The organism is Stenotrophomonas sp. GD03819, assembly GCF_029841665.1.
Taxonomy (GTDB): domain Bacteria; phylum Pseudomonadota; class Gammaproteobacteria; order Xanthomonadales; family Xanthomonadaceae; genus Stenotrophomonas; species Stenotrophomonas geniculata.
In genome coordinates, this window is record NZ_JAOCEW010000042.1 from 12709 (window position 1) to 34270 (window position 21562).

At 67.4% G+C, this 21562-nt stretch carries 20 protein-coding genes and 1 tRNA gene; 6 read left to right on the forward strand and 15 right to left on the reverse strand.

The features are described 5' to 3' along the window. The first annotated feature begins 15 nt into the window (after positions 1–15). Positions 16–1932 carry a phosphogluconate dehydratase gene (gene edd / locus N5D45_RS19585; protein ID WP_164192144.1) on the forward strand — a complete coding sequence of 639 codons (1917 nt, stop codon included), beginning with the start codon at positions 16–18 and terminating at the stop codon, positions 1930–1932. 205 nt (positions 1933–2137) lie between these two features. Continuing rightward, a complete protein-coding gene (gene eda / locus N5D45_RS19590) occupies positions 2138–2797 on the forward strand; it encodes a bifunctional 4-hydroxy-2-oxoglutarate aldolase/2-dehydro-3-deoxy-phosphogluconate aldolase (RefSeq protein WP_053442823.1) in 660 nt (219 codons plus the stop codon). A 98-nt stretch (positions 2798–2895) separates the two neighbouring features. Here eda and N5D45_RS19595 read toward each other — a convergent pair whose 3' ends face one another. From N5D45_RS19595 to ispG, 3 genes are all read right to left on the reverse strand, one after another. Then, entirely contained in the window at positions 2896–3543 is a 648-nt protein-coding gene (locus tag N5D45_RS19595; protein ID WP_279939490.1) for a response regulator, read from the reverse strand. A gap of 201 nt (positions 3544–3744) precedes the next feature. Further along, positions 3745–4494: a phosphatase PAP2 family protein gene (locus N5D45_RS19600; RefSeq protein WP_010484323.1), complete on the reverse strand. Its 750-nt coding sequence runs from the start codon at positions 4492–4494 to the stop codon at positions 3745–3747. Beyond that, the gene (gene ispG, locus N5D45_RS19605) at positions 4475–5740 is read right to left on the reverse strand and encodes a flavodoxin-dependent (E)-4-hydroxy-3-methylbut-2-enyl-diphosphate synthase (RefSeq protein WP_014036794.1); all 1266 of its coding nucleotides are present in this window, start codon (positions 5738–5740) and stop codon (positions 4475–4477) included. Before ispG ends, N5D45_RS19600 begins: the two co-directional genes overlap by 20 nt. A gap of 114 nt (positions 5741–5854) precedes the next feature. Here ispG and N5D45_RS19610 point away from each other — a divergent pair, with 114 nt between their 5' ends. Both N5D45_RS19610 and N5D45_RS19615 read left to right on the forward strand, forming a co-directional pair. Continuing rightward, positions 5855–7081 (forward strand): ATP-binding protein, encoded by a 1227-nt coding sequence (locus N5D45_RS19610; protein WP_049453348.1) that lies wholly within the window; start codon positions 5855–5857, stop codon positions 7079–7081. After that, entirely contained in the window at positions 7078–7641 is a 564-nt protein-coding gene (locus N5D45_RS19615; RefSeq protein ID WP_005409063.1) for a response regulator transcription factor, read from the forward strand. The genes N5D45_RS19610 and N5D45_RS19615 overlap by 4 nt, the downstream gene beginning before the upstream one ends. Before the next feature lie 21 nt (positions 7642–7662). Here N5D45_RS19615 and N5D45_RS19620 read toward each other — a convergent pair whose 3' ends face one another. From N5D45_RS19620 to pcnB, 9 genes are all read right to left on the reverse strand, one after another. Then, positions 7663–10560, reverse strand: a complete 2898-nt coding sequence (locus N5D45_RS19620) for a type 2 lanthipeptide synthetase LanM family protein (RefSeq protein WP_164192146.1) — start codon at positions 10558–10560, stop codon at positions 7663–7665. An 80-nt stretch (positions 10561–10640) separates the two neighbouring features. Then, the gene (locus tag N5D45_RS19625) at positions 10641–10847 is read right to left on the reverse strand and encodes a DUF6229 family protein (RefSeq protein WP_049483047.1); all 207 of its coding nucleotides are present in this window, start codon (positions 10845–10847) and stop codon (positions 10641–10643) included. A 316-nt stretch (positions 10848–11163) separates the two neighbouring features. Then, positions 11164–12678 (reverse strand): glucose-6-phosphate isomerase, encoded by a 1515-nt coding sequence (pgi, locus tag N5D45_RS19630; protein WP_164192148.1) that lies wholly within the window; start codon positions 12676–12678, stop codon positions 11164–11166. Continuing rightward, complete coding sequence (gene panD, locus N5D45_RS19635) at positions 12675–13055, reverse strand: aspartate 1-decarboxylase (protein ID WP_005409061.1); 381 nt, start codon at positions 13053–13055, stop codon at positions 12675–12677. Before panD ends, pgi begins: the two co-directional genes overlap by 4 nt. Before the next feature lie 87 nt (positions 13056–13142). Beyond that, positions 13143–13640 carry a hypothetical protein gene (locus N5D45_RS19640; RefSeq protein WP_049453343.1) on the reverse strand — a complete coding sequence of 166 codons (498 nt, stop codon included), beginning with the start codon at positions 13638–13640 and terminating at the stop codon, positions 13143–13145. Between the two features lie 66 nt (positions 13641–13706). Beyond that, positions 13707–14546, reverse strand: coding sequence for a pantoate--beta-alanine ligase (gene panC, locus N5D45_RS19645; protein WP_043402539.1), 840 nt, complete (start codon positions 14544–14546; stop codon positions 13707–13709). After that, on the reverse strand, positions 14543–15358 hold the full coding sequence (gene panB, locus N5D45_RS19650) for a 3-methyl-2-oxobutanoate hydroxymethyltransferase (RefSeq protein WP_134958494.1): 816 nt from the start codon (positions 15356–15358) through the stop codon (positions 14543–14545). The genes panC and panB overlap by 4 nt, the downstream gene beginning before the upstream one ends. Positions 15359–15392: 34 nt before the next feature. Beyond that, a complete protein-coding gene (folK, locus tag N5D45_RS19655) occupies positions 15393–15878 on the reverse strand; it encodes a 2-amino-4-hydroxy-6-hydroxymethyldihydropteridine diphosphokinase (protein ID WP_019338321.1) in 486 nt (161 codons plus the stop codon). Between the two features lie 3 nt (positions 15879–15881). After that, positions 15882–17255, reverse strand: a complete 1374-nt coding sequence (gene pcnB, locus N5D45_RS19660) for a polynucleotide adenylyltransferase PcnB (RefSeq protein ID WP_029550838.1) — start codon at positions 17253–17255, stop codon at positions 15882–15884. Positions 17256–17307: 52 nt separating this feature from the next. Between pcnB and N5D45_RS19665 the strand changes: the two genes are divergently transcribed. After that, positions 17308–17382, forward strand: a tRNA-Glu gene (locus N5D45_RS19665). Between the two features lie 449 nt (positions 17383–17831). Here N5D45_RS19665 and N5D45_RS19670 read toward each other — a convergent pair. Further along, positions 17832–19256, reverse strand: coding sequence for a sugar porter family MFS transporter (locus N5D45_RS19670; protein ID WP_279939491.1), 1425 nt, complete (start codon positions 19254–19256; stop codon positions 17832–17834). A gap of 192 nt (positions 19257–19448) precedes the next feature. On the opposite strand from N5D45_RS19670, the gene fdxA reads away from it, so the two are divergent. After that, positions 19449–19772 carry a ferredoxin FdxA gene (gene fdxA / locus N5D45_RS19675; protein ID WP_004153066.1) on the forward strand — a complete coding sequence of 108 codons (324 nt, stop codon included), beginning with the start codon at positions 19449–19451 and terminating at the stop codon, positions 19770–19772. Between the two features lie 196 nt (positions 19773–19968). On the opposite strand, the gene N5D45_RS19680 is transcribed toward fdxA, so the two are convergent. Continuing rightward, positions 19969–20484: a hypothetical protein gene (locus N5D45_RS19680; RefSeq protein ID WP_010484296.1), complete on the reverse strand. Its 516-nt coding sequence runs from the start codon at positions 20482–20484 to the stop codon at positions 19969–19971. A gap of 32 nt (positions 20485–20516) precedes the next feature. Continuing rightward, positions 20517–21410, reverse strand: a complete 894-nt coding sequence (gene dapA / locus N5D45_RS19685; RefSeq protein WP_043403360.1) for a 4-hydroxy-tetrahydrodipicolinate synthase — start codon at positions 21408–21410, stop codon at positions 20517–20519. Positions 21411–21562 lie beyond the last annotated feature (152 nt).

A 21562-nucleotide genomic window follows, 5' to 3' on the forward strand; every position in this document is an offset into this window, starting at 1 on the left:
GAACGCCGGTAGCCAATGAGCCTCCATCCGCAACTGCAAGCCATCACTGAGCGTGTCATCCGCCGCAGCGCCGCCTCGCGTGCCGCCTATCTGGCCGCGATCGATGCCTCCCTGCGTGATGGCCCGTTCCGCAGCCGCCTGAGCTGCGGCAACCTCGCCCACGGATTCGCCGCCTGTGGCGGCACCGACAAGAGCCGCCTGCGCGGTGGCGTGACGCCGAACCTGGGCATCATCACCGCCTACAACGACATGCTGTCGGCGCACCAGCCGTTCGAGACCTATCCCGAGCAGATCCGCGAGATCGCCCGCGAGCTGGGCGCCACCGCACAGGTGGCCGGCGGCGTGCCGGCGATGTGCGACGGCGTCACCCAGGGCCGAGGCGGCATGGAACTGTCGCTGTTCTCGCGCGATGTGATCGCACAGGCGACCGCCATCGGGCTCAGCCACGACATGTTCGACACCACCGTCTACCTCGGTGTGTGCGACAAGATCGTGCCGGGCCTGCTGATCGGTGCACTGGCCTTCGGCCACCTGCCGGCGGTGTTCGTGCCGGCCGGCCCGATGACCCCGGGCATTCCGAACAAGCAGAAGGCCGAAGTGCGCGAACGCTACGCCGCCGGCGAAGCTACCCGCGAAGAGCTTCTGGAAGCCGAGTCCGCGTCGTACCACGGCGCTGGCACCTGCACCTTCTACGGCACCGCCAATTCCAACCAGGTGCTGCTGGAAGCGATGGGCGTGCAGCTGCCGGGTGCGTCGTTCGTCAACCCGGGCACGCCGCTGCGTGATGCACTGACCCGCGAAGCCACCGAACGTGCGCTGGACATCACCGCGCTGGGCGATGACTTCCGTCCGCTGGGCCGGATCATCGACGAGCGCGCGATCATCAACGCGGTCATCGCGCTGATGGCAACCGGTGGGTCGACCAATCACACCATCCATTGGATCGCCGTGGCACGCGCCGCCGGCATCGTGCTGACCTGGGACGACTTCGACGAGCTGTCGCAGCTGATCCCGCTGCTGGCCCGCGTCTATCCGAACGGCGACGCCGACGTGAACCGCTTCGCTGCGGCCGGCGGCCCGGCGTTCGTGTTCGGCGAGCTGATCAAGGCGGGCCTGATGCACGGCGACCTCGTGAGCGTCGCGCGTGGCGGCATGGCCGACTATGCGCGCGAGCCGCAGCTGCGCGACGGCCAGCTGGTCTATCTGCCGGGCCTGGAACGCAGCGCCGATGACGATGTAGTGCGCGGTGTCGACAACCCGTTCGAACACCAGGGCGGCCTGCGCCTGCTGCGCGGCAACCTGGGCAAGTCGCTGATCAAGCTGTCGGCGGTGAAGCCGCAGTACCGCACGATCGAAGCACCGGCGGTGGTGGTGGATGCACCACAGGTTTTGAACAAGCTGCACGCCGGTGGCCTGCTGCCGCAGGATTTTGTGGCGGTGGTGCGATACCAGGGCCCGCGTGCGAACGGCATGCCCGAACTGCATTCGCTGGCGCCGCTGCTGGGCCTGCTGCAGAACCAGGGCCGGCGTGTGGCACTGGTCACCGACGGCCGCCTGTCCGGCGCCTCGGGCAAGATTCCGGCGGCGATCCACGTGACGCCGGAAGCGGCGCGCGGTGGCCCGCTGGCCAAAGTGCGCGAAGGCGACATGATCCGCCTGGATGGCGAGGCCGGCACGCTGGAAGTGCTGGTGGATGCGGCGGAATGGGCAGCACGTCCGCTGGCGCCGAACACCGCGCCGGCCGCGCATGACCTGGGCCGCAATCTGTTTGCGATCAACCGTCGCATGGTGGGGCCGGCCGACCAGGGGGCGATTTCGATTTCGTGTGGGCCGGCGGCGGCCGATGGTGGGCCGTGGGATTACGACGCGGAGTACGAGCTGGGGCATGATGCCGCGGCGGCGGCGGCACCGCATGAGGCGAAGGACGCCTGAAGCGAAAAGCCGCGGCAGGCTTCCCGGCCTGGGCAGTAGAGCGCCCTGGCCGGGACACGCCGTAAACCCATCCATGGGGGCTCGATCGCGGCATCCATGCCGCTCACGGTCCCGGCCAGGGCGCTCTACTGCCCTTGGACAATTCCCGGCGCGTCATCTGCGCTGCGGCCACTGAATCAAGAAGAGCAAAGGCAAGGGCAAAAGCATGGGTATCGAACAACATCAGGTGAAGGCGGCGGAGCTGTTGCATGCGGCGGGCATCCTGCCGGTGGTGACGATTCATACGCTGGACCAGGCGCGGGCGGTCAGTGCGGCGCTGCTGGAAGGTGGCCTGCCGGCCATCGAGCTGACGCTGCGGACACCGGTGGCGATGGAAGCGCTGGCGATGCTCAAGCGCGAGCTGCCGGATGTGGTGGTGGGCGCGGGCACGGTGCTGACCGTGGAGCAGATGCAGCAGTCGATCGATGCGGGCGCGGACTTCCTGGTGACGCCTGGTACGCCGCCGGCGCTGGCCGATGCATTGGCCGCTGCGCCGCTACCGGTGGTGCCGGGTGCGGCCACGCCGACCGAGCTTCTGTCGCTCTATGCGCGCGGCTTCCGCGTGTGCAAGCTGTTCCCGGCCACGGCCGTGGGTGGCCTGGCGATGATCAAGGGCCTGGCCGGCCCGGTCGCCGACCTGAAGCTGTGCCCGACCGGCGGCATCACCGAAAACACCGCCGCCGAGTACCTCGAACAGAAGAACGTGGTCTGCATTGGTGGTTCGTGGATGGTGCCGGGCAACTGGATCGCCGGCGGCGAATGGGACAAGGTGCGCGCCAGCGCCGCTGACGCCGCGAAGATCATCCAGCGCGTTCGCGGCCACTGAGCCGAACGCAGCTGTAGAGCCGAGCCCACGCTCGGCTCCACTCCAGCGGAATGAAGCGCAGCCGAGCATGGGCTCGGCTCTACAGAAGGCCGAATCCCTTACAGCGGCCGTGCCGGATCCACCCGCCCGTATTGGCTGGCCATCCGCGCCAACGCGATGTTGTCGTGGATCCCCATCTTCTCGAACAACCGCGCCTTATGCGTGTTCACCGTCTTCGCGCTCAGGCTCAGACGGCGGGCGATGTCTTCCTGGCGCAGGCCCTGGGTCAGCAGCAACGCCACTTCCAGCTCGCGCGGCGACAGGCTGTCGAACGGCGAACCGTTGCCTTCCACCGTCGATAGCGCCAGGTTCTGCGCGATGCTGGTACCCAGGTAGCGACGGCCACCGGCCACGTCGCGCACCGCGCGCAGCAGTTCCTGCGCATCGCAGCCCTTGCCGATGTAGCCGGCAGCACCAGCTTCGAGCAGCCGCTTCGGCAGCGGGCCATCTTCCAGCACCGACACGATCACCACGCGGGTATTGCGGTGGCTGCGCACGATGCGCTCAGTCACTTCCATGCCGCTCACACCCGGCAGATGCAGGTCGCACAGCACTACGTCCGGCAGCAGCTGGCGGACCTCGCGCAGCGCGTCCTCGCCGGTCTCGGCTTCGCCCACCACCTCGATGTCGGTTTCCCCCGACAGAATCATCTTCATACCGGTGCGGACCAGTGCGTGGTCATCCACCAGGTAGACTCGAATCGTCATTCACGTACCTCTTCGAATGCGGCCATTGCAGGTCAAGCTAGGTGGGGTGCCGATACCCCTGCAAGCGCGTTCGGAATGCGACCCCGGCAATCTGCCCTGCGCATCACAGTACCGCGCGTTGTGCTTGCCCCCTGTCTTGCAGAACCTGCTGCAACGAAACAACTGATCTATCACGTAGACGTCCCTCAAGGGCCATCCACGTCAATCCCCCTGTGATGATGCTTCGCTGGCCTTCGCTGGCGGCGGGCCGTGACGTCGCCAAGGGTGCCGGCGACTGAACATGACCAGATAGCACCCTACCACCCAAACCAGCGCGGCACACCATCCGGCCAGGATATCGGAGGGGTAATGCACTCCCAGATAGACCCGGGACACGCTGACCAGCAGGCTGAATGCCGGCGCCAGCAGCAGCACCGGCCAGCGCCAGCGGGTGTTCCAGGCCAGCAGTACCAGGGTCACCGCCAGGGTCATCGAGCCCATCGCGTGGCCGCTGGGGAAGCTGAACGTCGATTCCGGCGCGATCGATTCCCACAGGCTGGGGCGCTGGCGCTGGAAGAAGTGCTTGCTGCCCATGTTCAGCAGCGCCGAGCCGACGAAGCTGACCGCCACGAAGGTGGCCTCGCGCCAACGCCGGTAGCCCAGGAGCGCGCCGATGATCAGCACGTCGGCCGGGATCAGGAACCATTCGTAGCCCAGTTTGGAGATGAGCACGAAGAAGCGGTCCAGCAGCGGCGAATGCAGGCCATGCATCTGCCACAGCAGCGGCGCGTCGAAATGGAACGATTCAAACTCGTGCACCTCGTCAGCCAGGGCGACGAAGCCGGCCAGCGGCAGCAACACACCGCCGAACAGCAGGACCAGGCGCCAGGCGTTGCGCGCCATCCAGTGGCGGAAGCCGGAGGCGGACTCCGGTGCAGCGAGGATCGCAGGCTTATCCGGCGCTTCGGACATACTTGTGTTCGACGTAATCGTCGATCAGGGCGACGAACTCCTGGGCGATGTTGTCGCCACGCAGGGTCACCTTCTTCTCGCCATCGACGAACACCGGCGCTGCAGGCGTTTCACCCGTGCCCGGCAGCGAGATGCCGATGTTGGCATGGCGCGACTCACCCGGCCCGTTGACGATGCAGCCCATCACCGCCAGGGTCATGTTCTCCGCCCCCGGGTGGTGGATCTTCCACAGCGGCATCTTCTCGCGCACGTGGTTCTGCACCACCTTGGCCAGCTCCTGGAAGAACTCGGAGGTGGTGCGGCCGCAGCCCGGGCAGGCCGTGACCAGCGGCGTGAAGGCACGCTGGCCGGTGGTCTGCAGCAGTTCCTGGGCGACGATCACTTCCTGCGTGCGCGACTGGCCCGGTTCCGGGGTCAGCGAGATGCGGATGGTGTCTCCGATGCCTTCCTGCAGCAGCACGCTCAGCGCCGCGGACGAGGCGACGATGCCCTTGCTGCCGATGCCGGCCTCGGTCAGGCCCAGGTGCAGGGCGAAGTCCGAGCGCTGGGCCAGGTCGCGATACACCGCGATCAGTTCCTGCACGCCGCTGACCTTGGCCGACAGCACGATGCGGTCGCGCGGCAGGCCAAGTTCCACTGCCTGCTCGGCCGAATCCAGCGCCGAGCGGATCAGCGCCTCGCGCAGCACGCGACCGGCGTCCCAGGGCTGTTCGCGCAGGTTGTTCTCGTCCATCAGCTTCGCCGCCAGGGCCTGGTCCAGCGAGCCCCAGTTGGCGCCGATGCGCACCGGCTTGTTGTAGCGGATCGCGAACTCGATCAGCTGGGCGAACTGCAGGTCCTTTTTCTTGCCGAAGCCGACGTTGCCCGGGTTGATGCGGTACTTGGCCAGCGCTTCGGCACACGCCGGTTCGGCGGTCAGCAACTGGTGGCCGTTGTAATGGAAGTCACCGATCAGCGGCACGTCGATGCCCATCATCGCCAGCTTGTCGACGATGCGCGGGATCGCCGCAGCGGCTTCAACGGTGTTGACGGTCAAACGCACCATTTCCGAACCGGCACGCCACAGCTCGGCCACCTGCTTCACGCTGGAGGCCACGTCGGACGTGTCGGTGTTGGTCATCGACTGCACCACCACCGGCTTGCCTCCACCTACGGTGACCCCGCCGATCTGCACGGCATGGGTCTGGCGGCGGGGCCAGGAGGTGGCATCGGAGGGGGGAGTCGGGCGGGTGACGGCGTCGTGCATGGGCGCATTCTACCGCCCGCTCCCGCATTCCGGGTGACTCGCATTCAGCCGGCGGCACGGCTGCGGCCGATTGTCGCAGGCACGGTCACGCGTGAACGCATAGGATGAGCGTGAATGACCGGTCCCGACGCCCCGTTTCTCCGAACCCTATGCAGCCTGCGCTGGCTTGCCGTAGGTGGCCAGGCGGCCACCATCCTGGTCGCCACCTGGGTGCTGGGCCTGCCGTTGCCGCAGCTGCCGCTGTGGGCCGGCGTGGCCGTGCTGACCCTGTTCAACGTCTATACCCAGCTGCGCCCGGAAGCGGCCGACACCGCGCCGCTGACCGCATTCGGCCACATCCTGGTGGACGTAATCATCCTGACCTGGATGGTGGGCTGGAGCGGTGGCATGGCCAACCCGTTCAGTTCACTGTTCCTGATCCTGATCGCACTGGCCGCCTTCGCCCTGCCCCTGCGCTGGGCGCTGGCGGTCGCGCTGGCCTGCCTGCTCGGCTACGCCGCCAGCGGCATCTTCGGCCAATCGCTGCCGGATGGCTATTTCCGTGCGCAGGACCTCAACCGCTGGGGCGTGGTCGCCAATTTCCTGATTTCCGCCGCAGTGGTGCTGGCCTTCTCCACCCGCCTGGCACTGGCGCTGCGCCAGCGCGAACTGGAACTGTCGGCGCTGCGCGAACGCTTCGCCCGCAACGAGGGCATCGTTGCCCTGGCGACCCATGCCGCGTCGGTGGCGCACGAACTGAATACACCGCTGGCCACCATGACCCTGCTCGCCGACGACGTGGCCGAGCGCAGTGAAGAGCCGGAAGTGCGCGAGGACATGGAAACCCTGCGCGAGCTGCTGGTGCAGTGCCGCGAGCGTGTGCTGGCGCTGGCCGCACCGGCCTCGGCGGACGGCCCGGGCCGGGCGGTATCCACGGCCCAGCAGGTGCTGGAACAGTGGCGACTGGTGCGTCCGACCATCGATCTGCACCGCAACGACGATGCACCGCTGCGGCTGCCGCTGGATCCCGGCGTGGGCCATCTGCTGATGGTCCTGCTCAACAATGCCGCCGATGCCGGCGAACAGGCCGGCCGGCCGCGCGTGGACCTGGACCTGCGCATCGAAGGCAACGATCTGATCGGCGAGGTGCGCGACTACGGCCACGGCTTCAACGCGCGCGCCGCGGTGCTGCCGGGCAAGCTGTTCGGCAGCAGCAAGAGTGAAGGCATGGGGGTCGGCCTGGCCCTGTCCCATGCCACCATCGAACGCCTCGACGGCGAGATGTGGATGCGCCCGGCCCAAGGGGCCGGCAGCCGCGTCGGCTTCCGCCTGCCGCTGGCCCTACGCGAGGAAACCCCATGAGCGCCTCAACCCTCGGCCTGCTGGTCGACGACGACGAACTGTACCTGCGCACGCTGCAGCGCAGCCTGGCCCGCAAGGGGCTGGAAACGCAGACCGCGCAGGATGCCGCCAGCGCACTGGCGTTGGCCCGCCAGCATCCGCCCGCCTTCGCGTTGATCGACCTGAAGCTGGGCAGCGACTCCGGCCTGGCGCTGATCCAGCCGTTGCGCGCCCTGCGCGCGGACATGCGGATCCTGCTGGTGACCGGCTACGCCAGCATCGCCACGGCGGTCGAAGCGATCAAGCTCGGGGCCGATGACTATCTGCCGAAGCCGGCCACGGTGCCGATGATCCTGCGCGCCCTCGGTGAGGAAGATGACGGCCCGGCCGACGATGGCGAAATGGAAGTGCCGGACGCGATGACGCCGATCAGCCGCCTGCAGTGGGAGCACATCCAGCAGGCGATGCATGAGACCGGCGGCAACGTATCGGCGGCCGCGCGCCTGCTCGGCATGCACCGGCGTTCGCTGCAGCGCAAGCTGGCCAAGCGACCGAGCCCGGAACGCGATCCCAGCCGTTGATCGCGGCCGGCCCCGCCCGGCTCAGACCTCGGCCAGCACCGCTCGGTCCTGCGCGGTACTGGAACGCGATGCCGGTGCATCGACCCGGGCCACTGTCGTCTCCTGCAGCAACGGCGACGGCAGCGCGCAGGCCGGATGCATGCGCAGGAAACCATAGATCGCACCTGCCAGGCCGATCATCAGGCCCGGAGTGAAGGCCGCGCGGGTCAGTCCGCCGACCATGCCCTGGTGCTCCTCGATTGAAGAAACGATCTCGATGGCCGCCTCATCCTGCGGATAGGGACATCCCTCCGGATCCAGCGCAGCCGCCAGCACCAGCAGCTCCCGGGTGGACACATCGCCGTGGCACAGGGTGTGGCTGAACCCCCATTTGCCGCGCGCGTCGGCCACAGCCCGCCGCATGTCACGCAACTGCGCGGGATCGCCGGTGCGGGCATACAGATCCGCCGCCGCCAGACCGATACCAACGCTGCCATGGCACCAGGTCGGGAAGTTCTTCTGCCCATCCTGCAGGTGGATGTCACGCCAGTGCCCGGTATGCGGTTCGAACAGCGCCGCCTGGAACGCAAACGCTCCTTCAGCCAACTGCCGCCAGGCCGCTCGCTCAGGCACGCTGCCGGCATCCGAACGCGCCAGCCGTGCCAGCGCCCAGCCCATGCCCATCGCACCGTGGCCGAAGCCACCGATCGGCTCTCGGAACTGTGGCGTCGGCCAGCGTGCGCCGTCGGCATCGACGATCGCCGCTTCCTGCATGCGACGCCCCGCTGCGGCGGCCAGCTCCAGCCAGCGTGCGTTCCCGGTAGCCGCGGCCAGCGACAGCAACGGCAGGATCATGCCGGACACGCCATCGATCAGTTCGAACTTTGTCGCCTCCTGGAAGCCGCGACGCTCTGCGGCTTCCGCACAACGTTCCGCCAGCACCAGCAACGCCGGTCGCTGCAACAGGTCGTGCAATGCCAGCAATGTCCATATCTGTGAACCGGTTCCGACGAATCCACCATCGATCTCGGCGGGGTGCTGCTCACACATGGTCTGGAATACCGCAAGGGCGCCATCGATGGCCGGGCCCAGCCCCGCTACCGGGTCGGCACGCCCCTGCTCCACTTCCCGGTGGTAAGCCGCCAATGCGAATGCAATACCTCCCAGCCCGAAATACAGGTCGGGCTGCACCGGCTGGACGGTCCATCCGGTACGGGTCACCTCGGGGGTGATCCAGGTCATCGAACCGTCCTCACCATGCACCGCCAGCCGCAGCAGGCTCTCCACCGCGCGCGCGGCCAGCGCACGACGGCGCGCGTCCAGGTCGTCCGCACGCGGATGCTGTGCGGCATAGCTGTAGCCGGATCGAGCCTCGGCGCGGGCCAGCGCATGCTGGTTCAGGTCGGTGGCCACCAGCGTGCTGCGGATGGTCACGTCTTCCAGGTCGATGCGCATCGCACGCCAGTTGTCGGCGATGGAGCGGATGCGCGCTGCGTCCAGCTGCGAAGTGAAGATCGGAATGTCACCGTGGCGCAGGTCATCCACTTCGCTACGGACGGTGTCCAGGTCCGATGGCGCAGCCGGTGACACCGCTGCATTGCGCACCAGCAGATCGATCGCGCGTTCAACCGCCTGGGCTTCGTTGTGCAGCGAGGCTGGATGCCAGAGCATCCGTCCGAGCTCTGCGTAGGCCATTGTCGGCCGCCGCACGTCGCGCACCTGGCAGCCTTCGAAAGCCGCCAGGAGTGGCATCAGTTCGCCCTTGGCATCGAGCGCGCGCAGGCGTCCACTGGCGTCGATGAAGCCCTCGCTGATGTGGTCCCAGTACAACGAAACATCCGGCTGCGGGCTTGGATGGTTCTGTGCGATGGCGACCTCTGCCTCGACCAGGCCCAGCCGCGCCGGCGCCGTCCCGTCTTCGATGATCACCGGCACCTGCACGCGCGGCTGCTCGCCCGGCAGTGCGCCGGCGGCGGACAGGTCCACGCCTTCCATGCCGAGGCCGGTGGTGCGGAACGGCACGATACCGGTCCGCAGCACCGAATTGCGCATCAGCTTGACGGCTGTGTCGTAGGCATCGCCCAGACCGGAGGGTTCGACGTCGATGACCTGCGAGAACACGCTTTCGGCGTCGACCACCACCGGCACCGGCCCGACCGCGATCAGGTTCTCCAGGTGGATGTCGGTCCCGCCCACCAGGCGCAGGATGGCCAGCCAGTGGCCGAGACCGCGGTAATAGGCCCGCAGCTCCTCGTCACCGGAACAATAGCGGTGCGCGGCAAATGCGGCCCAGCCGTGGCTGCCACGATCCACCACGTGCGGCACGCGTACCCGGCCAGGGCCCTCGCCGAAGACGGCGGCAAGCAGGCCATCAAGCGTGGCATCGATACGCAGCGAGCGCGGCTTGTACATCAGCGTACCGCCGTCGAACTGCAACCGCGCCACGGTCCGTCCGCCACCGTGCAGGTCACCGCGCCCCAGCGACACCGCACGCAGCGATCCTGCCGGACTGCCGAGCAGGTCCGTCAGCAGCGCACGATCACGGCCGATGCGCGCGGCCAGCTCCACCACGGCCGCACATTGTCCTTCGAGCATGCGCGACAGCCGCGGCAGCAGCACCGGGTAGCGTCGCTGCAGATGCTCATGGAAGCCCTCGCTGGTGGCTAGGGCCACGAATTCGTCCAGCGCACCGGCGCCCTCAAGCGGGCCGATGTCACCACCGCGCGCGGCCGCATGCAGTTCCAGCAACAGCACGCGGTTGAGCTTGAGCTGGGCATGTTCACGCAGCGCCGCATCGCCCTGCTCATGCAGGAGCGCGCGCTCGTCCGGCCGCAGATCGATGGCGGGGTCATGCAGGCCAGTCGCCAACGCGGCGCGCGCCTCGGCAAGGAAATGTTCGGTGATGCGCGCAAACGCGGCCGCAGCCGGAGAAGCGGTCATTACGCCCCCTGCAAAGTGTCCAGAGTCTGTTCCAGTCGCCGGCACGCAGCGCAAGCCGCTGCGTGCCGGCTCGGGCTACATCAACAGCACAGGCAGTGATTGACCACCGACATCGTGGTGGTGCATTCGGTACCGCCACCCGTGATCAGGGTGTCGGAGGCCGACGTGAGCGCGGACTCGGTGGCCCCAGCGCCATAGATGAACAGCGAACCCGCAGGGTTGGCGCATCCATCCACATCGTCCGCGCCGTTGAGCCAGCCGGACACAACATCGTCATTCAGATCCATTCGCAATCTCCTGTCATTCACAACATGAGGCGTTGAGGACATGGATCGATTCCACGTCCCTTCGGATACGGCCAGTCCCTGGCATCAACTTCATGCTGCGAGCGATACTGGATGACAGGTACAGCCGCCCGTGCACACTGCATTGGCACGCGATGCGCAGTCAAGCTGCGCTGCGGCAGGCACGCGGATTCGCGGCATGTGCAGCACGGAAACAGGACGGAATGAGTGGCCGCGCAGACACTCATGCGCGACCGGATCGAAGGCAACCGGAGAGGCATGGGATGGCCGGCCGGCGCCGGCACATCCGCAGGCCGGGTCAGCCCTTCAGCTGCGCCAGGATCTCGCGGGTCATCGGATCGGCAATCGCCACATCCTCACCCTGCAGCGCCGGCAACAGGCCACTGGCCAGCTGCTTGCCAAGCTCGACACCGAACTGGTCGAAGGCATTGATGTTCCAGATCACCGACTGCACGTACACAGCGTGTTCGTACATGGCGATCAGTGCGCCCAGCGCCTGCGGGGTCAGCGCGTCGAGCAGGATCAGCGTGCTCGGGCGGCCGCCCGGGTAATCACGGTGCGGGTCGTCGCTGCTCTGGCCATTGGCCAGTGCTTCGGTCTGCGCCAGCAGATTGGCCAGCAAGGCCTGATGATTGATCGTGTAGGGATCGTCGTTGTGCACGCAGCCGATGAAATCTGCCGGAACGATGCTGGTGCCCTGGTGCAGCGCCTGGAAGAAGCTGTGCTGCACATCGGTGCCCGCCCCGCCCCACCACACCGGCACGGTGTCGGTGGTGACAGGTTGGCCGTCACGCTGCACGCGCTTGCCCAGGCTTTCCATCACCAGCTGCTGCAGGTAGGCCGGCAGCAGCGCCAGGCGCTGGTCGTAGGTCATCACCGCGTGCGTGGCATGGCCCAGCAGGTTGCGGTTCCAGATGTCGGTCAGGCCGTGCAGCACCGGCAGGTTGCGCTCCAGCGGTGCATCCAGCGCATGTGCATCCATCTGCGCCGCGCCTTCCAGCAACTGTTCAAAGCGCTCGAAGCCGATCGCCAGCGCGATCGGGAAACCGACCGCCGACCACAGTGAATAACGGCCACCCACCCAGTCCCACATCGGCAGCACGCGATCGGCGGCGATGGCGAAGGACTTGGCGGCACGTTCCGGATTGGCACTGACTGCATACAGGCGCTCGCTGCCCCCCAGCCAGTCGTGCAGGATCTGGCCGTTGAGCAGGGTTTCCTGCGTGCCGAAGGTCTTGGAGATCAGGATGCCGGCGGTCTTCGCCGGATCCAGCGTAGCCAGCGTGCGCTGCATGGCGGCGCCGTCCACGTTCGACACGAAATGCACGCGCAGTCGCGCACCGCTGACCGGGCGCAGCGCATCGGCGACCAGGCGCGGACCGAGATCGGAACCGCCGATGCCGACGCTGACCACGTCGGTGACGCCGCTGTCTTCCAGCGCGCGCACCAGCACGCCCATGCGCTGGCGGATCGTGCGCGCGGTGGCATAGGCCTCGGCTGCCACCGGCGCATCGACCACATCGCCACGCAGCGCGGTGTGCAGCGCGGCGCGACCTTCGGTCAGATTGACCTGCTCGCCACGGAACAGGCGGGTGATGGCACCGCCGACATCACGCTCGGCGGCCAAAGCCAGCAATGCCTGCAGCGCCGCGGCATCGTATTTCTGCCGGGCGAAGTTGACGTACAACGGACCGACCCGCAGCGCCAGATCCTGCACGCGGCCGGGTTCGGCGGCGAGCAGGCTGGGGATGCTTGCGCCCTTCAGGCGCTGGGCATGGGAATGCAGCGAGTCGAATCCGTTGTTCGTTGTCATGCGGCCTGGGTCGGGATCGTGTCGTTGGTGTGGGTGATCTGGTTCTTGCCATCAACGTACACCAGCTTCGGCTTGAAGCTGTCAGCTTCCTGCTCGGTCATGCTGGCGAACGCGGCGATGATGATGATGTCACCGACCTGCACGTGGCGCGCGGCGCCACCGTTGAGCGAGACAACGCCGCTGCCGGCTTCGGCGCGGATGGCATAGGTCGAGAAGCGCGCACCGTTGGTCACGTCCCAGATGTGCACCTGTTCGAACTCGCGGATGCCGGTGGCAGCCAGCAGGTTGTCATCGATGGCGATCGAGCCTTCGTAGTTCAGCTCGGAATGGGTGACGGTGGCGCGGTGGATCTTGGTCTTGAGCAGGGACAGGTGCATGGGGGCGCTGCAACGGCAAAGGAAAGAGCGGATTCTAGCACCCGCTTGACCATCGTCAGGGGGCTGCAGCAGGACGCTGAAGGCTGTTCAGGTGCCCTCCCCCGGCGGCGGCGGCGCTGCGTGCCCGGAACTGCCTTCCAGAGACAGCCGGAACACCGTATGGAAGGCCAGCCCGGCGACCAGCCCGAAGCCTCCCGCGGCCAGCACCTGCAAGGCATAGCTGATCACATCGAAGGTATCGACGTAGCGCAGGCGCTGCAGCCAGGGCCCCTGGTTTTCTCCCGGCCAGGCGCAGGTGGCCATGGCCAGCGCGCCCAGCCCGAAGCCGACCAGCACGAAGCCGGCCCGGCGCAGGCGCTGCTGAGACTGCAGGATCAGCGCCATCGGCAGCAACACCGCGATGGCATTGCAGACGGCCAGTACGAACATCAGCCCACCACCGGTGAGCGCAGGCATCGGCGTACGCCTGAATTCGAGCGCGAACAACAGGCCGCCAAACAGCTGGGCCGGCAACATGCCTGCCGCCAGCACCGCCAGGATCGAGGCTTGGGCGAGGCGGCCGGTATCAGTGCTGGGCGCTTTCATTTCCGGTCTCCCGTCCGTGGGAAGTGCAGAGGCGCCCGTTGCGGGCGCCCCCAAGCCGCGTGCGGCTCAGAACTCCAGGTTGTCGATCAGGCGCGTCGTGCCCAGGCGCGCGGCGATCAGCGCCACGCGGCCGCCGCCGTCGAAGGTCGGCTCGGCCAGCTCGGGCGTGCGCAGCACGGCGTAGTCGACCTGGAAACCGGCCGCCTGCAGCGCCGCCGTGGCGTCGGCCTCGATCTGCACCCGCGTGTGCCCGGCCACGTAGCCTTCGCGCATGCCCAGCAGCGTGCGGTGAATGGTCGTCGCAACCGGTCGCTGTTCGGCGTTGAGGTACTGGTTGCGCGAACTCTTGGCCAGGCCATCCTCGTCGCGCACGATCTCGGCACCGACAATCTGGATCGGGAACGACAGCTCGGCCACCATCTGCCTGATCACGGCCAGCTGCTGGTAATCCTTGCGGCCGAACACGGCCACATCCGGCTGCACCTGCAGGAACAGGCGCGCCACCACCGTGCACACGCCGTCGAAGTGGCCCGGGCGGCTGGCGCCTTCCAGCACTTCACTGACACCCGGCGCGTGCATCTGCGTGGTCTTGTCCACGCCCAGCGGATACATCGCCTCGACGCTGGGCAGCCACACCGCATCGCAGCCGGCCTGCTCCAGCCCGGCCACGTCAGCCTCGGGCGTGCGCGGATAACGGCTGAAGTCCTCGTTCGGCCCGAACTGGGTCGGGTTGACGAAGATACTCGTCACCACCTTGTCGGCGTACTGGCGGGCCAGGGTCACCAGCGAATGGTGGCCACCATGCAGGTTGCCCATGGTCGGCACCAGCGCCACGCGCAGGCCCTCGCGCTTCCACTGGGCGATCTGCTCGCGCAGCGCGCCGAGCTCGTTGAAGGTCTGGATCATTGGGCGTAGGCGTGCTGTTCGTCGGGGAAGCTGCCGTCGCGCACGGCGTCGGCATAGGCGCGGGTGGCACCGGCCACCGAACCGCCTTCGGCAAGGAAATCCTTGACGAACTTGGGACGGCGATGGCCACTGTCCAGGCCGAGGAAATCGTGCAGCACCAGCACCTGGCCGTCGCACTGCGGGCCGGCACCGATGCCGATGGTCGGAACATCCACCGCCGCGGTCACTTCGGCGGCGACCGGGGTCGGCACGCATTCGAGCACCATGATGCTGGCGCCGGCAGCGGCCACGGCCCTGGCATCTTCCACCAGCTGGCGCGCGGCATCGCCACGGCCCTGGATCTTGAAGCCGCCCAGGCGCAGCACCGACTGCGGGGTCAGGCCCAGGTGAGCGCAGACCGGAATCTCACGCTCGACCAGGTAACGGATGATGTCGACCTTGAAGCCGGCACCTTCGATCTTGACCATCTCGGCACCGGCCTGCAGCAGCTGCAGCGATGCATCCAGCGCGCGTTCCGGGGTGGCATCGGCACCGAACGGCAGGTCGGCCACCAGCAGCGCACGCTGCAGCACGCGGGCCACGGCGCGGGTGTGGTAGACCATGTCGGCCACGGTCACCGGCAGGGTCGAATCATGGCCCTGCACGACCATGCCCAGCGAATCGCCGATCAGGATCAGGTCGACGCCATTGGCATCGAAGGTACGGGCAAAGCCGGCGTCGTAGGCGGTCAACATGACCAGCTTCCGGCCATTGCGCTTGGCCTCGGCCAGGGCGGGAACGGTCCAGGGCTTGCTGTCTGCGTGGGTGCTCATGTGCTGATAACCGGGGGAGATAACCCGGGCATTATCACCCTATCGGCGCGATCCCGCAGGCATCCACCCGCATCACTGCATCCTGCACGCGGCCATGGCCGGGAATGGCCAGATCCGGCGCGATTTCGGCCAGCGGCACCAGCACGAAGGCACGCTCGTGCATGTAGGGATGCGGTACCTGCAGGCCGGGATGGTCGAGCACCTGCGCGCCATACAGCAGCAGGTCCAGGTCCAGTGCGCGCGGCCCCCAGTGCACCGCCGGATCGCGCACGCGGCCAAAGCCCCGCTCCAGCGCCAGCATCGCCTGCAGCAGCTCATCGGCCGGCAATGTGGTTTCGACCGAGGCCACCGCGTTGACGAACGGCGGCTGGTCTTCATTGCCCCAGGCCGGGGTTGCATAGAGCCGCGAGGCCTGTCGCAGGCGCGTTCCTGGCAGGCCGTCCAGCGCGGCAATCGCCGCGCCCACGGTCGCGGCCGCGTCGCCAAGGTTGGCGCCGAGGCCGATCCAGGCCAGGGTCATCGCTTACTCGCCCGCCGCAGCAGCACCGGGACGTCGACGCCGACGGCGGCGCTTTCGCGGTGCCCCGCTCTCGTCATCGCCGTCTTCACTGTGCATCGCATCCAGCGACGACTCCAGCTCGCGACCGGACTGCGCCTGTGCTTCGCGCCAGAACTCGACATCCACTGCATGCTCGGACGAAGCGACCTGGCGCAGGCTGAGGAAATCGAACGCGGCGCGGAAGCGCGGGTGGGTCAGGGTACGGAACACGCGCTTGCGCTGGCGCGAACTGAAGCGCGACTGCAGCAGCCAGATTTCCTGCATCGGCAGCGAAAAGCGGCGCGGCAATGCGATGGTGCTCAGCTGCTGCACGGTCACACGGTCGGCAGCACGGCGCTGTGCCTCCTCCGGTGCCACGCCCTGCTTGAGCAGGGTCGCCTGCGCGCGGCAGAACGCCGGCCACAGCAGCAGCGCGAACAGGAACGCCGGCGAGACCGGCTCGTCGTTGGCCACGCGCGCATCGGTGTTGGCCAGGCCCTCGACCAGCATGCGGCGCAGCGCACCGGTGCGGTTGGACTTCAATGCCTTGGCGCTTTCCGGGAACAGCACGTCGAGCAGGCCGTAACGCTCAAGGCCTTCGAAGCTGGCCACGCCGTGCCCGGACAGGAACAGCTTGAGCACCTCCTCGAACAAGCGTGCCGGTGCGGCTTCGTTGAGCAGGCCAGCCAGGTGCGGGATCGGCGCGGCGGTGCCCTCTTCGATCTGGAAGCCGAGCTTGGCCGCCAGGCGCACCGCACGCAGCATGCGCACCGGGTCTTCGCGATAACGCTGCTCGGGGTCGCCGATCAGTTTCATCAGGCGCGCCTGGACGTCTTCGAAGCCGCCGGTGTAATCACGCACCGAGAAGTCCTCGATGGCGTAGTACAGGGCGTTGCAGGTGAAGTCGCGGCGGATGGCGTCGTCTTCGATGGTGCCGTACACGTTGTCGCGCACGAGCATGCCGTTTTCCATCTCGCGGTCGCCGCTGCCGTCATCGCTGTTGGCACGGAAGGTGGCGACTTCGATGATCTCGCGGCCGAACACGACGTGGGCGAGGCGGAACCGACGACCGATCAGGCGGCAGTTGCGGAACAGCTGCTTGACCTGTTCGGGCGTGGCATCGGTGGCCACGTCGAAATCCTTGGGTTGGCCATTGACCAGCAGATCGCGCACCGCGCCGCCGACAAGGTAGGCGCCGAAGCCGGCATCGCGCAGGCGATAAAGCACGCGCAGGGCGTTCGGGCTGATGTCCTTGCGGGAGATCGTGTGCTGGTCGCGCGGGATGACGCGCAGGCTGAACGGTGATGTAGCAGAGGAAATGATGTTGGCGCTTCCGGTTGAAGTTTCGGGATTGCCCAATGGCATCGAGGTGCATATACTAGCGCTCCTGCCTCGGCAGCGACACAGTTACGCTCCCTTCGTCTAGTGGTTAGGACGTGGCCCTCTCAAGGCTAAAACAGGGGTTCGAGTCCCCTAGGGAGCGCCAGTCGCCGCAGCAGGAACCGAAAAAGCCCGCCTTGTGCGGGCTTTTCTGTTTTCCGGGGTTTGCAATGGCATCGATCGGCTTGGTCGCTTTGGCGCCTGCCTGCAATCGGCTTGAGCCGGTGGGGTCACCCAGGGCAGGACACGCCGTGAACCCATCCATGGGGGCTCGATGGCGCCATCCTTGGCGCCAACGGTCCTGCCCTGGGTGACCCCACCGACTCTGGACGGTTTCCCGCGAGCTGCGGCAACAACCGACCAGCGCTTCGCCGCATCCGCACGCACCATGAAACTGTCAGGAGGGCGCGGGCCGCCCTCTCCAGGACCGTTGGCGCCATGGATGGCGCCATCGAGCACCATGGATGGGCTTTTGCGTGTCCTGGAGAGGGCGGCCTGCCCCCTCACACTCTGGACAGGCAGGCGCCAACGGAATGCAACCGAAGCCAGTCGCCGTCAGCCTTCCATCTGCTCCAGCTCCTTGCCCTTGGTCTCGCGCACGTAGCGGACCACGAAGAAGATCGAGAGGATGGCCGCCACCGTATAGATGCCGTAGGCGCCGGCCAGGCCGATGCCGGCCAGCAGCATCGGGAAGGTCACGGTGATCGCGAAGTTCGAGGTCCATTGCGCGGCGCCGGCCACCGCCAGCGCCGGGCCACGGATCTGATTGGGGAACATCTCGCCCAGCATCACCCACATCACCGGGCCCCAGGACATGTTGAAGAACACCACGTAGACGTTGGCTGCCACCAGCGCCAGTCGGCCCATGCCGTCGGACAACTGCAGGCGACCGTCGGCCAGGCTGCCACTGGCGAAGGCAACCACCATCAGCACCAGCGCCACCGACATGCCGACCGAACCGATCCACAGCAGCGGCTTGCGCCCGATGCGGTCGATCAACAGCACCGTCAGCAGACAGGCGCCGATGCTCAGCGCGCCGGACAGCACGTTGATCAGCAGCGCATCGCTTTCCGAGAAGCCCACCGCCTGCCACAGCACCGCGCCGTAGTAGAACACCACGTTGATGCCGACCAGCTGCTGGAACATGGCCAGGCCGATGCCCACCCAGAGGATCGGGCGCAGCTTGCCGCTGACCGTGTCGCGCAGGTCGGCAAAGCGCGGCTTGTGCTGGTCCTGCGCCAGGCTGGCTTCGATCTCGGCCTGCTTGGCCGCCGCAGCGGCCTCGCCGTACAGCCGCGACAGTACCGCCCTCGCCTGCTGCTGACGCCCTTTCACGACCAGAAAGCGCGGGCTTTCCGGAATCACCAGCAACAACAGCAGGAACAGCCCCGACGGCAGCGCCTGCATCCAGAACATCCAGCGCCAGGCCTCATGGCCCAGCCATAGCGGCTCGGTCGACGCCCCAGCGGCACGGGCCAGCAGGTAATTGCTGAGGAAGGCGGCGAACAGGCCGCAGATGATCGCCATCTGCTGCACCGTGGCCAAACGCCCGCGATAGCGCGCCGAAGCCACCTCGGCAATGTAGGCCGGCGACATCACACTGGCCGCGCCCACCGCGAAGCCGCCGAGCACGCGTGCGGCAATGAACAACCAGGAGGCGTGTGCGGCACCGGCACCCAGCGCCGAAACCAGGAACATCAGCGCCGAGGCGATCAGCACGCCACGACGGCCCAGGCGATCTCCCAGCCAGCCGGCCAGGAAGGCACCGATCGCGCAGCCCAGCAGCATCGAGGCGACTTCGAAACCGAGCGCCGCCTCGCTGGAGTTGAAGGCCTGGCGCAGGCCATCGACCGTGCCATTGATGACACCACTGTCGAAGCCGAACAGGAATCCACCCAGAGTGGCCACGCAGCTGATCAGGACGATGAATGCAGTGTTCTCACCGCCATGGGAGGCGATGTTGGACTGGGCTGGGGACATGGGCGATCCTGCTGGGAAGGGGTCCGGCCATCCGACGCAGCCGGCTGACCCGCAGCGTCGCACAGGCCTCGCCCTGCCGCCAATGACCGCCACGGCCGCGCCTGCCAGACGCCCGATTTCCGCCCCGCACCGACACCGGGGGCCAACCTGTTCTAGAATTGGCGGGTTCAGGAATCGATCCACCCCCAGCCCATGCCCTTTGTCGTCACCGAAAACTGCATCAAGTGCAAACACACCGATTGCGTGGAAGTGTGCCCCGTGGATTGCTTCCACGAAGGCCCCAACTTCCTGGTGATCGACCCGGATGAGTGCATCGACTGCACCCTCTGCGAACCGGAATGCCCGGTCAACGCGATCTTCCCGGAGGACGATGTTCCTGCCGGCCAGGAAAGTTTCGTGGCCCTCAACGCCGAGCTGGCGAAGGAGTGGCCGGTGCTGACCGTGCGCAAGGACCCGCCCGCCGATGCCGGCGAATGGGACGGCAAGCCGGACAAGCTGAAGCTGCTGGAGCGCTGAGAAGCGCCCACGGCGGCAACGAAAAGGGCGCCCACGGGCGCCCTTTTCTGTTTTCCGGTAAACGCCAAGCGCAAGATCCGGCATGCCAACCTTGCGATCCGGCAGGTGCCAACCTTGGTTGGCACAGAAGCGCCGACCAAGGTCGGCCTCCACCAGAGCGGGTGCGGACCAAGGCCCGCCCCCACCCGACCAGCCCTTACTGCGCCAGCTTCGCCTTCAGCGCAGCGATCAGCTTCACCGGCGCTTCGGCGGTGGCCGGCAGGCCACGCGGGTCGACCGCGGAGATGTAGGCGCCAGCATCGACGGCGACCACGCGGACCAGGAAGTTGCTGCCTTCGTAGGCCACGTCATACGAGCCCAGCAGCTGCGCGCGGCTGGCAATGGTCACACCTTCCACGCCTTCCAGCGCGGTGCCGACCTTGGCGAAAGCCTCGTCCTTGCCACCGGCGATGGTGAAACCGGTGTTGCCCACGGCCGGGGCCGCAGCCGCAGGCGCGGCCGGCTTGGTCGCCGATGCCAGCGTCGGCACCTTGTTGTCACCGGTGGTGGTCGGCAGGTTCAGGTCCGGCGGCACTTCCAGCGGACGCATTTCCGGGGCCAGGGCGTAGTCGCCCTTGACGCCACGCTTGAAGCAGCCGGTGGTACCGGCGGCAACGGCCACCGCAAGCAGGGCGTAGGACAGCACGCGGACGGTGGATACGGATTGACGCATGTGAATCTCCTGGGTCAGACCAAGACGGAAGGTCAGTGGCTGGAAAGGGCTTCGAGGGCGGCGATGTCGCCGGCAAGATGGTCGGCGGCCGGATGATGCGCTGCCGACAGCGGCAGCAGCGGCAGGCGCAGGTCGTGACCGATGCCGATGCGGCGCAGCAGCGCCTTGACCGGGATCGGGTTGGGTTCGACGCCACAGAAATCATGGAACGGCTGCAGGCGCGCATCCCAGGACTCGGTAGCTTCGTGGTCGTGCGCGGCGGCCAGCTCGCACATCCGGCGATAGGCGCCCGGCAGAACGTTGGAACCGACCGAGATCAGGCCATCGATGCCGGCCCGGATCGAACGCGCGGCGGTACCGTCGTCGCCACTGAGCACCGCGAACTTCGGGCTGCGCAGGGCCAGCAGCGCCTGCACCCGGCCGGTGTCACCCACCGCTTCCTTGATGCCAACGATATTGGGATGGCTGGCCAGCTCGGCCACGGTCTCCGGCTGCATGTCGCAGCCGGTACGGCCGGGCACGTTGTACAGCACGACCGGCAGCCCGCCCTGGTCGGCCACCGCGCGGTAGTGCGCGATCAGGCCGGCCTGGGTCGGCCGCACGTAAGGCGGGGTGACCACCAGCGCATGGCTGGCGCCGAGCGCGGCGGCACGGCGGGTCTGTTCGATGGTCTTGGCGGTGCCCGAAAGGCCGGTACCGGCCATGACCGGGATGCGGCCGCCGATGCGCTCGACCGCGCTGGCCAGCAGCAGGTCGTACTCGGCATCGGTGAGGGTTGCCGCTTCACCGGTCGAGCCGGCTACGACAACGCCATGGACGCCACCTTCCAGTTGCAGGTGCAGCAGGCGCTGCCAACCGTCGGGATCGAGGGCGCCGTCGGCCCGGAACGGGGTCGCCAGCGCGGTGATGAGGCCGGAAAGGGACAAGGACGTGCTGCTCTTGGCTGGGAAGGGAAAACGCCCGCCACGAAAGGCCGGGGGCGACTTGAATGTTACTTGCGGCGCGAAAGCACGGGCAAGTATGCTGGACACCGGTGGATCCCCGCCTCTGGCGGGCATTCAGACTAACGCATGCATTA

Bases quoted from the DNA above. Each gene is read 5' to 3' on its own strand.
- edd (WP_164192144.1), top strand. From the start codon at position 16: ATGAGCCTCCATCCGCAACTGCAAGCCATCACTGAGCGTGTCATCCGC.
- eda (WP_053442823.1), top strand. From the start codon at position 2,138: ATGGGTATCGAACAACATCAGGTGAAGGCGGCGGAGCTGTTGCATGCG.
- N5D45_RS19595 (WP_279939490.1), bottom strand. From the start codon at position 3,543: ATGACGATTCGAGTCTACCTGGTGGATGACCACGCACTGGTCCGCACC.
- N5D45_RS19600 (WP_010484323.1), bottom strand. From the start codon at position 4,494: ATGTCCGAAGCGCCGGATAAGCCTGCGATCCTCGCTGCACCGGAGTCC.
- ispG (WP_014036794.1), bottom strand. From the start codon at position 5,740: ATGCACGACGCCGTCACCCGCCCGACTCCCCCCTCCGATGCCACCTCC.
- N5D45_RS19610 (WP_049453348.1), top strand. From the start codon at position 5,855: ATGACCGGTCCCGACGCCCCGTTTCTCCGAACCCTATGCAGCCTGCGC.
- N5D45_RS19615 (WP_005409063.1), top strand. From the start codon at position 7,078: ATGAGCGCCTCAACCCTCGGCCTGCTGGTCGACGACGACGAACTGTAC.
- N5D45_RS19620 (WP_164192146.1), bottom strand. From the start codon at position 10,560: ATGACCGCTTCTCCGGCTGCGGCCGCGTTTGCGCGCATCACCGAACAT.
- N5D45_RS19625 (WP_049483047.1), bottom strand. From the start codon at position 10,847: ATGGATCTGAATGACGATGTTGTGTCCGGCTGGCTCAACGGCGCGGAC.
- pgi (WP_164192148.1), bottom strand. From the start codon at position 12,678: ATGACAACGAACAACGGATTCGACTCGCTGCATTCCCATGCCCAGCGC.
- panD (WP_005409061.1), bottom strand. From the start codon at position 13,055: ATGCACCTGTCCCTGCTCAAGACCAAGATCCACCGCGCCACCGTCACC.
- N5D45_RS19640 (WP_049453343.1), bottom strand. From the start codon at position 13,640: ATGAAAGCGCCCAGCACTGATACCGGCCGCCTCGCCCAAGCCTCGATC.
- panC (WP_043402539.1), bottom strand. From the start codon at position 14,546: ATGATCCAGACCTTCAACGAGCTCGGCGCGCTGCGCGAGCAGATCGCC.
- panB (WP_134958494.1), bottom strand. From the start codon at position 15,358: ATGAGCACCCACGCAGACAGCAAGCCCTGGACCGTTCCCGCCCTGGCC.
- folK (WP_019338321.1), bottom strand. From the start codon at position 15,878: ATGACCCTGGCCTGGATCGGCCTCGGCGCCAACCTTGGCGACGCGGCC.
- N5D45_RS19670 (WP_279939491.1), bottom strand. From the start codon at position 19,256: ATGTCCCCAGCCCAGTCCAACATCGCCTCCCATGGCGGTGAGAACACT.
- fdxA (WP_004153066.1), top strand. From the start codon at position 19,449: ATGCCCTTTGTCGTCACCGAAAACTGCATCAAGTGCAAACACACCGAT.
- N5D45_RS19680 (WP_010484296.1), bottom strand. From the start codon at position 20,484: ATGCGTCAATCCGTATCCACCGTCCGCGTGCTGTCCTACGCCCTGCTT.